General features: G+C 42.0%; 13 protein-coding genes and 2 pseudogenes. 6 read left to right on the forward strand and 9 right to left on the reverse strand.

Annotation, left to right across the window (positions count from 1 at the left end):
- Positions 1-226: 226 nt before the first annotated feature.
- Both HT709_RS04120 and rpsO read right to left on the reverse strand, forming a co-directional pair.
- Entirely contained in the window at positions 227-841 is a 615-nt protein-coding gene (locus HT709_RS04120) for a CadD family cadmium resistance transporter (protein ID WP_119942400.1), read from the reverse strand.
- Between the two features lie 814 nt (positions 842-1,655).
- Entirely contained in the window at positions 1,656-1,925 is a 270-nt protein-coding gene (gene rpsO / locus HT709_RS04125) for a 30S ribosomal protein S15 (RefSeq protein ID WP_001018251.1), read from the reverse strand.
- A 205-nt stretch (positions 1,926-2,130) separates the two neighbouring features.
- Here rpsO and HT709_RS11730 point away from each other — a divergent pair.
- The 3 genes and pseudogenes from HT709_RS11730 (at position 2,131) to thrS (ending at position 4,757) form a co-directional block, all read left to right on the forward strand.
- Positions 2,131-2,491 (forward strand): annotated as a pseudogene (locus tag HT709_RS11730) (hypothetical protein).
- Positions 2,492-2,564: 73 nt separating this feature from the next.
- Positions 2,565-2,773 (forward strand): annotated as a pseudogene (locus tag HT709_RS04130) (hypothetical protein).
- Positions 2,774-2,813: 40 nt separating this feature from the next.
- Positions 2,814-4,757 (forward strand): threonine--tRNA ligase, encoded by a 1,944-nt coding sequence (gene thrS, locus HT709_RS04135; protein ID WP_050261660.1) that lies wholly within the window; start codon positions 2,814-2,816, stop codon positions 4,755-4,757.
- A 46-nt stretch (positions 4,758-4,803) separates the two neighbouring features.
- Here thrS and HT709_RS04140 read toward each other — a convergent pair whose 3' ends face one another.
- Together HT709_RS04140 and HT709_RS04145 are read right to left on the reverse strand one after the other, a co-directional pair.
- Positions 4,804-5,778 (reverse strand): sensor histidine kinase, encoded by a 975-nt coding sequence (locus tag HT709_RS04140; protein ID WP_050261661.1) that lies wholly within the window; start codon positions 5,776-5,778, stop codon positions 4,804-4,806.
- Positions 5,771-6,448, reverse strand: coding sequence for a response regulator transcription factor (locus HT709_RS04145; protein ID WP_000548991.1), 678 nt, complete (start codon positions 6,446-6,448; stop codon positions 5,771-5,773). Before HT709_RS04145 ends, HT709_RS04140 begins: the two co-directional genes overlap by 8 nt.
- 155 nt (positions 6,449-6,603) lie before the next feature.
- On the opposite strand from HT709_RS04145, the gene HT709_RS04150 reads away from it, so the two are divergent.
- Positions 6,604-7,677: a DUF2974 domain-containing protein gene (locus HT709_RS04150; RefSeq protein WP_172925545.1), complete on the forward strand. Its 1,074-nt coding sequence runs from the start codon at positions 6,604-6,606 to the stop codon at positions 7,675-7,677.
- On the opposite strand, the gene HT709_RS11735 is transcribed toward HT709_RS04150, so the two are convergent.
- The 3 genes from HT709_RS11735 to HT709_RS04165 form a co-directional block, all read right to left on the reverse strand.
- On the reverse strand, positions 7,636-7,839 hold the full coding sequence (locus HT709_RS11735) for a hypothetical protein (RefSeq protein WP_050261691.1): 204 nt from the start codon (positions 7,837-7,839) through the stop codon (positions 7,636-7,638). The two genes, HT709_RS04150 and HT709_RS11735, sit on opposite strands and share 42 nt — an antisense overlap.
- Positions 7,840-7,885: 46 nt before the next feature.
- Positions 7,886-8,323: an Rrf2 family transcriptional regulator gene (locus HT709_RS04160; protein WP_001166796.1), complete on the reverse strand. Its 438-nt coding sequence runs from the start codon at positions 8,321-8,323 to the stop codon at positions 7,886-7,888.
- A 75-nt stretch (positions 8,324-8,398) separates the two neighbouring features.
- Positions 8,399-9,241, reverse strand: coding sequence for a metallophosphoesterase family protein (locus HT709_RS04165; protein ID WP_172925546.1), 843 nt, complete (start codon positions 9,239-9,241; stop codon positions 8,399-8,401).
- 111 nt (positions 9,242-9,352) lie between these two features.
- Here HT709_RS04165 and HT709_RS04170 point away from each other — a divergent pair, with 111 nt between their 5' ends.
- Positions 9,353-10,003, forward strand: a complete 651-nt coding sequence (locus HT709_RS04170) for a metal-dependent transcriptional regulator (protein ID WP_081529985.1) — start codon at positions 9,353-9,355, stop codon at positions 10,001-10,003.
- A gap of 164 nt (positions 10,004-10,167) precedes the next feature.
- Positions 10,168-10,587: a hypothetical protein gene (locus tag HT709_RS04175; RefSeq protein ID WP_078374300.1), complete on the forward strand. Its 420-nt coding sequence runs from the start codon at positions 10,168-10,170 to the stop codon at positions 10,585-10,587.
- A gap of 31 nt (positions 10,588-10,618) precedes the next feature.
- On the opposite strand, the gene dtd is transcribed toward HT709_RS04175, so the two are convergent.
- Together dtd and HT709_RS04185 are read right to left on the reverse strand one after the other, a co-directional pair.
- Positions 10,619-11,062: a D-aminoacyl-tRNA deacylase gene (gene dtd / locus HT709_RS04180; protein WP_023933223.1), complete on the reverse strand. Its 444-nt coding sequence runs from the start codon at positions 11,060-11,062 to the stop codon at positions 10,619-10,621.
- A gap of 29 nt (positions 11,063-11,091) precedes the next feature.
- Positions 11,092-13,314: a bifunctional (p)ppGpp synthetase/guanosine-3',5'-bis(diphosphate) 3'-pyrophosphohydrolase gene (locus tag HT709_RS04185; protein ID WP_050207829.1), complete on the reverse strand. Its 2,223-nt coding sequence runs from the start codon at positions 13,312-13,314 to the stop codon at positions 11,092-11,094.
- Positions 13,315-13,689 lie beyond the last annotated feature (375 nt).

Raw genomic sequence — 13,689 nt, forward strand, 5'->3', positions numbered from 1 at the left:
ACACCTCTACTTCTAAAACATTTTTAGAAATCGATTTGACTGTCCTGATCGATTTGTCCTATTCTTATTTCATTTTACTATATTTATAAGAATCTCCTAATCAAATCAAAAGCCACTCTACAATAGAGTAACGTTAAGATTTGTCCATTTATACTCAATGAAAAAGCCCTCTGAAGTCAGAGAGCTGATTTGAGCTCGGGCTAAAATCCTAGTGAAACAAAAAAATCTACACGATCAGAAAAGTCTCTATCGTGCCATTTTCATACATGATGTATAGTCCGAGTAGAATGAATACTAAGGGCACAATGATTCGCTCGTATTTTTCAATTGTCTCGAATATTAAGGGAATAGAGGATAACACTCGACTAATCTCGCAAAAGATAATTATGCCGATTACAAGCACAAGCAAGGCCACGAGGGTCTGTGACCAATCTAACGAAGCAAAATAAGGTATATAGATACCTAAATTATCTCCGCCAGACGCAATTGTCAGCAATGTAACTGTCCAAAACAGTTGATTTGCCTTGCTTTGTTCTAATCTTTCAATAATTTCTTCCTCTTCTTCTTCCGCATCTTCTCCAACAATTGCAAAGCGAATCCCTAAATAGATAGGGATTAAACCAAGCAATCCAACCATCCATTCTTCAGGCACGAAATTAACGACATAAGCAGCAACTAAACTCGCCCCTACAAGTAAGCCTGTGCCTAGATATTGCCCCGCATAAATATGCCATTTCTGTTTATTCTGTGATAGCTGTGCAAATAAAATAATTAAAATAATTAAATAATCGATACTGGTGGAAATATAAACACCAATAGCAGATATGATTGTCTGTCCCATAAAAAAAACCTCCTGTATTAGTCAGTAATAAATCAGCAGATTTTAGGAGAGCACAGACACATTAATTTAGCTATCGCTAGTGGGTAATGTCGAACGTAGGAAAGCATTTTACTCCTCCTCAAAACGTAGTTACAAAGTAATTTCTAACTGGAATTCAGTGACTACTTCCATGTAAAGTATAACATACTATACTTTACTTCGTAAAGTGTGGGCTCTCCGAGGGGGCTTGCAGACACCTACTCGACTTTTCAAGCCGAGTAGCTGCGCACCTTTATGGTGTAATTAGCTGATACCATTTGAGGTTTTTGTAGTCTCCAAAATTGTGACCGATAAAACCTCAATAAAAAAGCCCTCTGAAGTCAGAGAGCTGATTTGAGCCCGGGCTAAAATCTTAGTGGAAAAGATGAAACTCCTTGTGTTCATCGAACACTGTGTCATTTCCCTATTTTCATACGGATTTTTGACACCCTTAGCATCATGATTCTTGCTAGATAAACCGTTTATAGGCTAGGCGACGAGGCGAAGATTGTACGAAACTTTCAGTGAAACAAAAAAATCTCCCCGAAGGGAGAAAAGCTAGTTTATTTTACCTTACAGTGTTAGGAACCGTAACCGAAGATTATACTTGAGTATAGCGAGGTAAGGTGACAACGCAAAAAAGCTACCCAATTTAGAGTAGCTTTATTATCAAGATATGCTCAATTGAACACGGCCTAAGCACTTGGCAAAAAAGATAAAATCTCCTAGAAACTGAAGTTTCTTCGTCAATTTTCCTATTTTTGCTTTGTGCTTTTGACGGCCTTTGTATCTTGAATTAGCGACGAAGTCCTAGAGAGTTGATCAACTCACGGTAACGGTTAACGTCGTTTTTACGCAAGTATGCAAGCAAGTTACGACGGCGACCGATTTTTTTCATCAGTCCACGGTAAGTAGCGTGGTCTTTTTTGTGTTGTTTGATGTGTTCGTTAAGGTGGTTGATTTCCCAAGTAAGGACAGCAACTTGAACCTCTACTGAACCTGTATCACCTTCGTGACGTGCATATTGTGCAATGATTTCATTTTTTTTCTCTTTTGAGATTGCCATGATGTTTCTCCTTTTTATTTGGCTTCATCCGAGTGACAGGTTGGCATGCCTGTAACCAAGAAGAAGTTATTTGTCTTTACGACATTCACTATTCTACCAATAACTAACTTCTTTGTCAACAGATTTACTTTCTTGTTTTAAACATGCTATAATAATCATAGCAAGAGATTTAAGTTGTCTGTTTTTTTAAAACGAGGTGATTATCATGCGTAAATTCTATTTCCATCTCACCTACTATCTGGTCATATTCTTCTTTTTATTGGCCTCTTTATGAATTATTTTCACTGCTCTCATCCGGTTCCAATCTGCTAGGACTCATCTTCTAAATATCTTTATCTTTTCTCCGTTAGTAACCTTCATCGTTTCTCTTCTTTACGGTTACCGTTTCCCTTTTTCCCTTTTGACATTGGATTGCTCTTTTGCTTTACTATCATTTCTTTCCACGATTTTAGCATTGTCTACTTTTTAGCCTATGAAACCTTTGCTCTGATCGGCATGGCTTCCGGTATTGGTATCAAGCATATTCTGCAAAAATGAAAAACAAAAAACTTTCACAAAATCCTTGAAAAATCTCACAATCATGCTATAATAATCCATAGAGACAAGTCACTTAGTCCCTTTCTACTAGAGAGTGCGTGGTTGCTGAGAACGCATAGAAAGACTATACTGATACTACTCTACTGACTTTTATGCAAACATAAAACGGTGGCCACGTTAGAGCCAATCAGAGGTGTCCCTCTTTTTTGAGGCACATAAATGAAGGTGGAACCACGTTGCGACGTCCTTTTGAGGATGTCGCTTTTTGTTTTTCTAGCTTTCAAAATCCTCTGTCCCTGTTTTCAGAATAGGGTTAACACATTCGTCAATAATATAAGTAAGGAGAACATCATGATTAACATTACTTTCCCAGATGGCGCTGTTCGTGAATTCGAATCTGGCGTTACAACTTTTGAAATTGCCCAATCTATCAGCAATTCCCTAGCTAAAAAAGCCTTAGCTGGTAAATTCAACGGCAAACTCATCGACACTACTCGTGCTATCACTGAAGATGGAAGCATCGAAATTGTAACACCTGATCACGAAGATGCCCTTCCAATCTTGCGTCACTCAGCAGCTCACTTGTTCGCCCAAGCAGCTCGTCGTCTTTTCCCAGACATTCACTTGGGAGTTGGTCCAGCCATCGAAGATGGTTTCTACTACGATACTGACAACACAGCTGGTCAAATCTCTAACGAAGACCTTCCTCGTATCGAAGAAGAAATGCAAAAAATCGTCAAAGAAAACTTCCCATCTATTCGTGAAGAAGTGACTAAAGACGAGGCACGTGAAATCTTCAAAAATGACCCTTACAAGTTGGAATTGATTGAAGAACACTCAGAAGACGAAGGCGGTTTGACTATCTATCGTCAGGGTGAATATGTAGACCTCTGCCGTGGACCTCACGTTCCATCAACAGGTCGTATCCAAATCTTCCACCTTCTCCATGTAGCAGGTGCTTACTGGCGTGGAAATAGCGACAACGCTATGATGCAACGTATCTACGGTACAGCTTGGTTTGACAAGAAAGACTTGAAAAACTACCTTCAAATGCGTGAAGAAGCTAAGGAACGTGACCACCGTAAACTTGGTAAAGAGCTTGACCTCTTTATGATTTCACAAGAAGTTGGTCAAGGACTTCCATTCTGGTTGCCAAATGGTGCGACTATTCGTCGTGAGTTGGAACGCTACATCGTTGACAAAGAGTTGGCTTCTGGATACCAACACGTTTATACTCCACCACTTGCTTCTGTTGAACTTTACAAGACTTCTGGTCACTGGGATCATTACCAAGAAGACATATTCCCAACTATGGACATGGGTGACGGGGAAGAATTTGTCCTTCGTCCAATGAACTGCCCACACCACATCCAAGTCTTCAAACACCATGTTCACTCTTACCGTGAGTTGCCAATCCGTATCGCTGAAATCGGTATGATGCACCGTTATGAAAAATCTGGTGCCCTCACTGGTCTTCAACGTGTGCGTGAAATGTCTCTCAACGACGGTCACCTTTTCGTTACTCCAGAACAAATCCAAGAAGAATTCCAACGTGCCCTTCAGTTGATTATCGATGTTTATGAAGACTTCAACTTGACTGACTACCGCTTCCGTCTCTCTCTTCGCGACCCTCAAGATACTCACAAGTACTTTGACAACGATGAGATGTGGGAAAATGCCCAAACCATGCTTCGTGCAGCCCTTGATGAAATGGGTGTGGACTACTTTGAAGCCGAAGGCGAAGCAGCCTTCTACGGACCAAAATTGGATATCCAGGTTAAAACTGCTCTTGGAAAAGAAGAAACTCTTTCTACTATCCAACTTGACTTCTTACTTCCAGAACGCTTCGACCTTAAATACATCGGAGCTGATGGCGAAGAACACCGTCCAGTTATGATTCACCGTGGGGTTATCTCAACTATGGAACGCTTCACAGCTATTTTGATTGAGAACTATAAGGGTGCCTTCCCAACATGGCTTGCACCACACCAAGTAACCCTCATCCCAGTATCTAACGAAAAACACGTGGACTACGCTTGGGAAGTGGCTAAGAAACTCCGTGACCGCGGTGTCCGTGCAGACGTAGATGAGCGCAATGAAAAAATGCAGTTCAAGATCCGTGCTTCACAAACAAGCAAGATTCCTTACCAATTGATCGTTGGGGACAAGGAAATGGAAGACGGAACAGTCAACGTTCGTCGCTATGGCCAAAAAGAAACACAAACTGTCTCAGTTGATGACTTTGTTGGAGCTATCCTTGCTGATATCGCCAACAAATCACGCGTTGAGAAATAAGAACCTAGCACAAAAGCCTCCAGTCCGGAGGCTTTTTCGTCTCTTCTCACTCAAGGACTAAGTTCACTTGAGCAAACTTAATTCTCACTGTCGTTCCTTTTCCGACCTCAGACTCAATACGAATCTGGTGACCCAGTTCTTCAGAAATTTTCTTAGATAGGTAGAGGCCAAGGCCAGAGGACTGTTGGGTCAAACGGCCATTGTATCCTGAGAAACCACGTTCAAAGACTCGGAGGACATCACTGTTTTTTATCCCGATTCCCGTATCCTTGATACAAAGCTCTTGCCCGTCCATATAAATCTCCAGACCACCTTCCTTGGTGTACTTGAGACTGTTTGAGATGATTTGCTCAATAACCACTAGCAGCCACTTTTTATCCGTCACAATTTCTTTATCAAGGTCATGTAGATTGACATTTAGGCCTTTTTGAATAAAGAAAAGAGCATATTTCCGAATTATTTCCTTGACCAAGTCCTCAATTTGAACCTGCTTTAAGACCAAATCATCATGGAAACTTTCTAAACGCAGGTACTGTAAAACTAAATTGGTATAGGAGTCGATCTTGAAAATTTCCTGTTCTAACTGCTGCTTTAGTTGGCGGTCGGCTACTTCTGCGACTAAGAGTTGATTGGCTGCAATAGGGGTCTTAATCTGATGGACCCACAAGGTATAGTAATCCAGCAAATCCGTCAGTTTTCTTTCGGCATCTGACCTTTGCTGATAGAGTTCCATCTCACGCACTTCTAATTTTTCTGCTAAAGCTACTTCCAAAGGAGACTTGGCTTCTCTCTCCTCGTAGAGAACTTCCTTGCGATAAACCTGCATTTCCATCAATATGTCCCAAGTGAAAAATAAGATGGTTACAAAGCAACATAAGAGGAAAAAGTAGAGAAAGTAGGTTCCCAAACTGGCAAATAAAAACTGAAAGAGTAAGACCAGAAACGTCAAAGAAAGCAGATAAACCAAAAGACGACTACGGGAGCGCAGATAGGCTAGAAAAAATTGTTTCCAATCAAGCATGCTTTAATCCGTACCCTATTCCTTTCTTGGTCTCGATAAATCCTACCAGGCCCTGCTCTTCCAACTTTTTACGCAAACGAGCCACATTAACTGAGAGGGTATTGTCATCAATGAAAAAGTCACTGTTCCAAAGCTCCCGCATGAGGTCGTCACGTGCTACGATGTTGCCTGCATGCTCAAACAAGACACGTAAAATCTGGAATTCATTCTTGGTCAAATTCAAGACTTGCCCTTGATAATGTAAATCCATGGATTTGGTATTGAGGATAACACCAGCATATTCCAGTAAACTCTCATCACGCCCAAACTCATAGGAACGGCGCAACAAACCCTGAACCTTGGCTAAAAGAACCTGCTGATCAAACGGCTTGGTCACAAAGTCATCCGCCCCCATATTGATTGCCATGACGATATCCATAGCCTGGTCTCTCGAAGACAGAAACATGATGGGTACCTTGGAAATCTTGCGAATCTCCTGACACCAGTGATAGCCATTAAACAAGGGCAGTCCAATATCCATGAGGACCAGATGAGGCTCCGATTGGACAAAAAGACTCAAAACTTCCATAAAGTCTTCTACCAGAACCACTTCAAATCCCCATTCAGAGAGCATTTTTCCGACTTGTTGACGAATAACCTGATCATCTTCTACTAATAAAATCTTGTGCATGCGCTCCTCCTTTTCTATTATTATAACAGATTTTTCCATGCTCGAAGGTCTGAAACTGAATTTGACATAGCTTGTTTTTAGCCAACAAAGTGAGCCAATCCTACTAGCTAATTTGAGGGAAATTTGCTAAGATAAATAAAAAGAAAGGAGTTCTTATGACCAATATTTTTGACTATCTGAAAGATGTCGCATACGATTCCTTTTACGACCTAGCTTTGAATGAATTAGATGTTTTAGCCTTAACAGAAACAACCTCCCTCTCCTTTGATAATCTGGTCTCCACAAATCCTCAGCGACTTTTAGACCTAGCACCTCAGGTTCCAAGGAATCCTAACATGTTGACCAGTAAAAATCGACTCCAGCTATTAGATGAGCTAGCTCAACACAAACACTTCAAAAATTGCAAACTCTCCCATTTTATCAACGACATTGACCCTGAGCTGCAAAAGCAATTTGCTGCTATGACCTACCGCCTCACTCTTGATACCTATCTGATTGTCTTTCGTGGGACAGATGACAGTATCATTGGCTGGAAGGAAGATTTCCACCTGACCTATATGAAGGAAATTCCTGCTCAAAAGCACGCCCTTCGCTATTTAAAGAACTTTTTTGCCCACCATCCTAAGCAAAAGGTCATTCTGGCTGGGCATTCCAAGGGAGGAAATCTAGCCATCTATGCTGCTAGTCAAATTGAGCAAAGCTCGCAAAATCAGATCACAGCAGTTTATACCTTTGATGCGCCTGGTCTCCATAAAGAGCTGACACAAACTGAGGGCTATCAAAGGATAATGGAGAGAACCAAGGTCTTCATCCCACAAGGCTCCATTATCGGTATGATGCTGGAAATTCCTGCCCACCAAATCATCGTGCACAGTACTGCCTTAGGTGGTATCGCCCAGCACGATACCTTTAGTTGGCAGATTGAGGACAAGCACTTCGTCCAACTGGATAAGACCAACAGTGATAGCCAACAAGTTGACACAACCTTCAAGGAGTGGGTGGCCACAGTCCCTGACGAAGAACTCCATCTCTACTTCGATCTCTTCTTTGGAACCATTCTTGATTCTGGTATTACTTCTATCAATGACTTGTCTTCCTTCAAGGCTATCGAACACATTCATCATCTCTTCGTCCAAGCTCAATCCCTCACTCCAGAAGAAAGGGAAACCATGGGACACCTCACCCAATTATTGATTGATACCCGTTACCAAGCCTGGAAGAATAGATAAAAAGCTTATGAAAAGGTAATACTCTTCGAAAATCTCTTCAAACCACGTCAGCGTCGCCTTACCGTAGCTATGGTTACTGACTGCGTCAGTTCTATCTACAACCTCAAAGCAGTGCTTTGAGCAACCTGCGGCTAGCTTCCTAGTTTGCTTTTTGATTTTCATTGAGTATAAAAACCTTCTCATAAGCTTTCTTGTTTTAAAAAAAAATTCACTCCTTCATTTGACTCTCTGCATCAGCCACGACTTGCTCTAAACTGGTCTGACCAAGTTCAGCCTCCATAGCCAGCTGGATTCTCTCCAATTTTTGATCCAAAACATCATGAATATGAGCTCCAACTGGACAATTTGGATTCGGATTGTCATGGAAACTGAAGAGTTGACCTGTCTTACCAAGACACTCAACCGCTTGATAAACATCTAATAGACTAATGTCCTTGAGATCCTTGACAATCTCTGTTCCCCCTGTTCCACGCGCGACTGAAATCAGCTCTGCCTTCTTCAACTGGGACAAGGTTTTTCTGATAATGACAGGATTGACCCCGACACTAGCAGCTAAAAAATCACTGGTCACCTTGCTTTCCTTCCCCTTGAGGGCAATGATTATCAGCATATGAGTCGCAATGGTAAATCTACTTGGAATTTGCATCCTCTTCTCCTTTTTACGAGACATCCCTGCCTCTACTCTTCTTTTTCTTTTATTATACCCTTTTTAGTTGTAATGTCAATCATTACCACCTTTCAACCAGGCATCTAACTCCCTATCGTATCCCTCTTTCTGGGCCAATTCTCTCAGAAATTCCTGATTATGAGTATGATGGATACCATTGACCAGACTTTCATAGTAAACCTCAAAATAGGGAAGTTTAAGATCTTTAGCCAACTGCAATTCAGCTGCCACATCGTAGTCTACTCGTCGGAAGTTCATATCTACCAAGCCCTTGTCATCAAACTCCAAAATCATATACTGGGCCCGCAAGTCCTTCCGCAACTGAGCATCTAGAAAGAAAGGCTGCCCAATCGAACCCGGATTAACAATCAATTGCCCACCAGTACCGTAACGAAGCAACTGCTGGTGAATATGACCATAAACAGCAATATCACAAGGTGGATTGGTCACCAAGCGGTCAAAATCCTCTTGCGCTCCAGTATGAATCAACTCACGCCCCCAATTCTTATCAGGTAGATGATGGCTAATTCCCACCGTCAAAGCCCCAAACTGACGATGAAGCTGGAGTGGTTGATTGTGGAGCAATTCGATTTCTTCTAGGGATATTTCCTCTAAAACATACTGGCACTGGCGCAAGAGATAGCGTTGACTGGGACGAGTACTATCCCATTCCTTGCGGACACCATGCCAAAGACTGTCTTCCCAGTTTCCCAAAACTCTAGCTGTAATCGGTAGTTGAGCCAACAAGTCCAAAATCCTTCTACGCCCTGTCCCTGGCATGAGAATGTCTCCCAAAAGCCAGTATTCATCCACTCCTAGCTGCCGAGCATCTGCCAAAACAGCCTCCAAGGCGGTGGTATTTCCATGAATATCTGAAAGAAGGGCTATTTTTGTCATATTCATCTCCTCGTTTTTTCTCTTGCAATAAGTATAACATAAAAAGTCACAGCTAGAGAAATCTAGCTTTTTTTGATATACTAGATAAAGATATTAGACAAGAGGAAACGAATGACCCCGAATAAAGAAGATTATCTAAAGTGTATTTATGAAATTGGCATAGACCTGCATAAAATCACCAACAAGGAAATTGCTGCCCGCATGCAAGTCTCTCCCCCTGCCGTAACTGAAATGATCAAACGGATGAAGAGTGAAAACCTCATCCTAAAGGACAAGGAATGTGGCTATCTACTGACTGACCTCGGCCTCAAACTGGTCTCTGAGCTCTATCGTAAGCACCGCTTGATTGAAGTTTTTCTAGTTCATCATTTAGACTATACAAGTGACCAGATTCACGAGGAAGCTGAGGTCTTGGAACACACTGTCTCTGACCTGTTCGTGGAAAGACTAGATAAACTGCTAGGTTTCCCTAAAACCTGCCCCCACGGAGGAACTATTCCTGCCAAGGGAGAACTCCTCGTTGAAATCAATAACCTGCCACTAGCTGATATCAAGGAAGCTGGCGCCTACCGCCTGACTCGGGTGCATGATAGTTTTGACATTCTCCATTATCTGGATAAGCACTCACTTCACATCGGTGACCAGCTCCAAGTCAAGCAGTTTGATGGCTTCAGCAACACATTCACTATCCTTAATAAAGACAATGATTTACAAGTGAATATGGACATTGCCAAACAACTCTATGTCGAGAAAATCAACTAATTTCTCAAGTACCCCAACCAACCCTGAAAGTTTGATTTTCAGGGTTTTCTTATCTATTTTTTATATCAAAAACGATAGTAAGCGCTTCCATAATCCAACTAAATATTGTATAATAATTATATAAACTATTCCGTCACTAACAGATGAAAAAAGGAGGGCTTATCATGAAAAAAATCATCTTCATCAAAACCATTGAGCTCCTTGTCATTGATGGAATCATGCTGGGCATTTTGGCTTTTAAAGAGGTGCTTACTTGGGATTGGATTTTGATTTATAGCGGTTGGCTCATTTTCTTTCACCCTGTGCTGTTGACCTATCTTTCTAACCAGCTTTGTGACCACTTTAGTCAATTCTATTCCCAGATTAGACCGAGATTCTGGTCTTTTGCCTTACAAATTCTCCTATGGGATATCCTGATGATTCTCTCCTTGATATGTTTAAGTGGTACCCCACTTTTCCTTCAGGGGACTCTCCTCATCCTAGGACATCTCATCCCTTCCTATCGCACCTGCCAAATCCTGAAACAAGACTTTCCCCAAGCCTATCAAGCACCGATTTCTTTTGGAGTATTTTATGATAGATGAGAAAAACCAAGCCGGCTGGGCTTGATCTTTCTTATCTATTTTTAGTATCTAGGATAATGGTAACTGGCCCATCATTGACCAGCTCAACCTGCATATCCGCTCCAAAGATACCTGTATGAACAGGCACTTCTTGCGCTAGTTTTTGGTTGAAAACATCATAGAAGTCTGATGCCATATCAGGTTTGGCTGCTTCTGTAAAGGCTGGACGATTGCCTTTCTTGGTATCCGCAAAGAGGGTAAACTGGGAAATAGAAAGGATTTCTCCTTCAATATCTTTGACAGATAGGTTCATCCTGCCTTCTGCATCTGAAAAAATCCGCATATTGACCAGTTTTCTCACAGCATAGTCCAAATCTTCCTCTTGGTCCTCTGGTCCAACACCAACCAGCAATAAGAGCCCCTGATTGATTTTTCCCTGAACCTGACCTTCGATACTGACTTGGGCTTTTTTAACACGTTGGATAATGATTTTCATAATAGCCTTTCTAGTAAGAACTCAGACAATTAACCGTTGGTTCGTTTGACAGAGTAAACTTCTGGCACACTCTTAATCTTGTCCACAACCGTAGTCAGCGTCGAGAGGTTGGTAATGCCAAAGGACACATGGATATTGGCAAATTTCATATCCTTGGTTGGTTGGGCATTGACTGTTGAAATATTCTTGGTTGTGTTTGAGAGAACTTGCAGTACATCGTTCAACAATCCTGTACGGTTGAGGCCATAAATATCAATATGAGCCATATACTCTTTATTTGAGCTAGAGTACTGACCTTCCCACTCCACATCAAGGAGACGTTGCTCGTAGTTTTCTTGGGCGCGCAGGTTCATACAGTCCACACGGTGAATAGCCACACCACGACCCTTGGTAATGTAGCCGACAATATCATCACCAGGCACGGGGTTACAACACTTGGCAATCCGCACTAGGAGACCAGAAGCACCTTCAATGACCACACCACCTTCATGCTTGACCTTGAGGGTTTCTTTATTTTCAACCTTGACCTCGCCACCTTTGACAAGTTCTTCTGCCTCAGCCTTGGCCTTGGCACGTTCTTCTTCACGACGTTCCTTTTCAGTCAGACGATTAAAGACAGTAATAGCACCGATTTCCCCAAAACCAATGGCCGCAAAGAGGGAGTCTTCTGTCTTGTAGCTGGTCTTTTGCAGGACTTGGTCCATATGACGCTTGTCCATAAATTTATTGGCCACATAGCCATTTTCTTGGAACTGGGTCATCAACATTTCACGACCCTTATTAACAGATAATTCCTTATCTTGGTTTTTAAAAAACTGACGAATCTTGTTGCGCGCCTTGCTGGTCTTGACCATATTGAGCCAGTCGCGGCTAGGTCCAAAGGAGTTGGGGTTGGTGACAATTTCAACCTGATCCCCTGTTTTGAGCTTGGTTGTCAGTGGAACCATACGGCCGTTGACCTTGGCACCAGTCGCTTTTTCACCGACTTTAGTATGGATTTCATAAGCAAAGTCAATAGGTCCTGAATCTTTTGGAAGAGAACGGACAGCTCCATCTGGTGTAAAGACGTAAATCTCCTCAGCCAGATAGTTTTCCTTAACAGAGTCCACAAATTCCTTGGCATCATCAGCCTGATCTTGAAGCTCCATCATCTCCTTGATCCAGTTCATCCCAATAGCAGACTCCTTACTGTTAACCTGCCCCTTAACGCCTTTCTTATAAGCCCAGTGAGCCGCAACCCCGTACTCAGCCACCTCGTGCATGGCCTTGGTCCGAATTTGGAATTCAATCGGTCCTTTTGGCCCATAGACAGTCGTATGGATAGACTGGTAACCATTTGCCTTGCGGTTAGCGATGTAGTCCTTAAAGCGACCAGGCATGGGTTTCCAAAGTTCATGCACATAACCAAGCATGGCATAAACATCACTTTGGGTATCCAAAATACAACGAATGGCAATCAGGTCATAGATTTCCTCAAACCGTTTTCTCTTGTCCTGCATTTTGCGGAAAATTGAGTAAATATGCTTGGGACGACCATAAATCTTCCCTTTCAAGTGACGATCTATCGTATACTCCTCTAATTTTGTGACTACCTCATCCACCAAGGCTTCACGCTCTCTGCGCTTTTCCTTCATCATATTGGTAATCTTGTAAAACTCTGTCGGGTTGAGATAACGGAAAGACAGGTCTTCCAATTCCCATTTGACACTGGAAATCCCCAAACGGTGAGCAAGTGGGGCATAGATTTCCATAGTTTCTTTGGAAATGCGCTCCTGCTTGTCTTTTCGAAGATGTTTCAGGGTTCGCATATTGTGCAAGCGGTCAGACAGTTTGACCAAGATAACGCGGATGTCCTCAGACATGGCCATGAGCATCTTGCGATGATTTTCAGCCAACTGCTCTTCGTGAGACTTGTACTCGACCTTGCCAAGCTTGGTGACTCCGTCAACAATCACGCGCACATCGGGACCAAACTCTCTTTCCAAATCATCCAAGGTCGCATCTGTATCTTCCACCACATCATGCAAGAAACCACAAGCTACCGTTACAGCATCCAGCTTGAGTTTGGCTAGAATACCTGCCACTTGAATAGGGTGAATGATATAAGGCTCGCCTGATTTGCGGTATTGACCACTATGACAATCCACCGCATAGACCAAGGCCTTATGGACAAAATGGACATCCTCTTCCGTTAAATATTCTTTGGTTAAAGCGACAACTTCTTCGCCTGTTAAATTCACTTCTTTCGGCATCTCTACTCTCCAATTCTTCCTACCATTTTATCACTTTTTTAAGAATATGAAAACTAGATTGGAACAGAATAAGAAAAAAATAATTCAAAATTGCTTGATAATTCTGAATTATTGGCCCATAATATACTACGAAGTTAGATTTTAAACTTAGGTGATAGAAGAAGAGATAGAAGAACGGAAACCATATTGTAACCCAAAGACTTTTTGACTTCCCCAATTTCCCTGAAGATACGAAAGATAAACGTATCACATACACTGGTACCTTGACTGGATTTTGGAATTAATACTCAATGAAAATCAAAGAGCAAACTAGGAAACTAGCCGCAGGTTGCTCAAAGCACCGCTTTGAGGTTGTAAATAGAACTGACGAAGTCA

This window comes from Streptococcus sp. 1343 (assembly GCF_013277355.1).
Taxonomy (GTDB): domain Bacteria; phylum Bacillota; class Bacilli; order Lactobacillales; family Streptococcaceae; genus Streptococcus; species Streptococcus pseudopneumoniae.

What these genes read in the sequence shown, in the direction of transcription:
- HT709_RS04120 (WP_119942400.1), bottom strand. Translation starts at nt 841, where the DNA reads ATGGGACAGACAATCATATCTGCTATTGGTGTTTATATTTCCACCAGT.
- rpsO (WP_001018251.1), bottom strand. Translation starts at nt 1,925, where the DNA reads ATGGCAATCTCAAAAGAGAAAAAAAATGAAATCATTGCACAATATGCA.
- thrS (WP_050261660.1), top strand. Translation starts at nt 2,814, where the DNA reads ATGATTAACATTACTTTCCCAGATGGCGCTGTTCGTGAATTCGAATCT.
- HT709_RS04140 (WP_050261661.1), bottom strand. Translation starts at nt 5,778, where the DNA reads ATGCTTGATTGGAAACAATTTTTTCTAGCCTATCTGCGCTCCCGTAGT.
- HT709_RS04145 (WP_000548991.1), bottom strand. Translation starts at nt 6,448, where the DNA reads ATGCACAAGATTTTATTAGTAGAAGATGATCAGGTTATTCGTCAACAA.
- HT709_RS04150 (WP_172925545.1), top strand. Translation starts at nt 6,604, where the DNA reads ATGACCAATATTTTTGACTATCTGAAAGATGTCGCATACGATTCCTTT.
- HT709_RS11735 (WP_050261691.1), bottom strand. Translation starts at nt 7,839, where the DNA reads ATGAAAATCAAAAAGCAAACTAGGAAGCTAGCCGCAGGTTGCTCAAAG.
- HT709_RS04160 (WP_001166796.1), bottom strand. Translation starts at nt 8,323, where the DNA reads ATGCAAATTCCAAGTAGATTTACCATTGCGACTCATATGCTGATAATC.
- HT709_RS04165 (WP_172925546.1), bottom strand. Translation starts at nt 9,241, where the DNA reads ATGACAAAAATAGCCCTTCTTTCAGATATTCATGGAAATACCACCGCC.
- HT709_RS04170 (WP_081529985.1), top strand. Translation starts at nt 9,353, where the DNA reads ATGACCCCGAATAAAGAAGATTATCTAAAGTGTATTTATGAAATTGGC.
- HT709_RS04175 (WP_078374300.1), top strand. Translation starts at nt 10,168, where the DNA reads ATGAAAAAAATCATCTTCATCAAAACCATTGAGCTCCTTGTCATTGAT.
- dtd (WP_023933223.1), bottom strand. Translation starts at nt 11,062, where the DNA reads ATGAAAATCATTATCCAACGTGTTAAAAAAGCCCAAGTCAGTATCGAA.
- HT709_RS04185 (WP_050207829.1), bottom strand. Translation starts at nt 13,314, where the DNA reads ATGCCGAAAGAAGTGAATTTAACAGGCGAAGAAGTTGTCGCTTTAACC.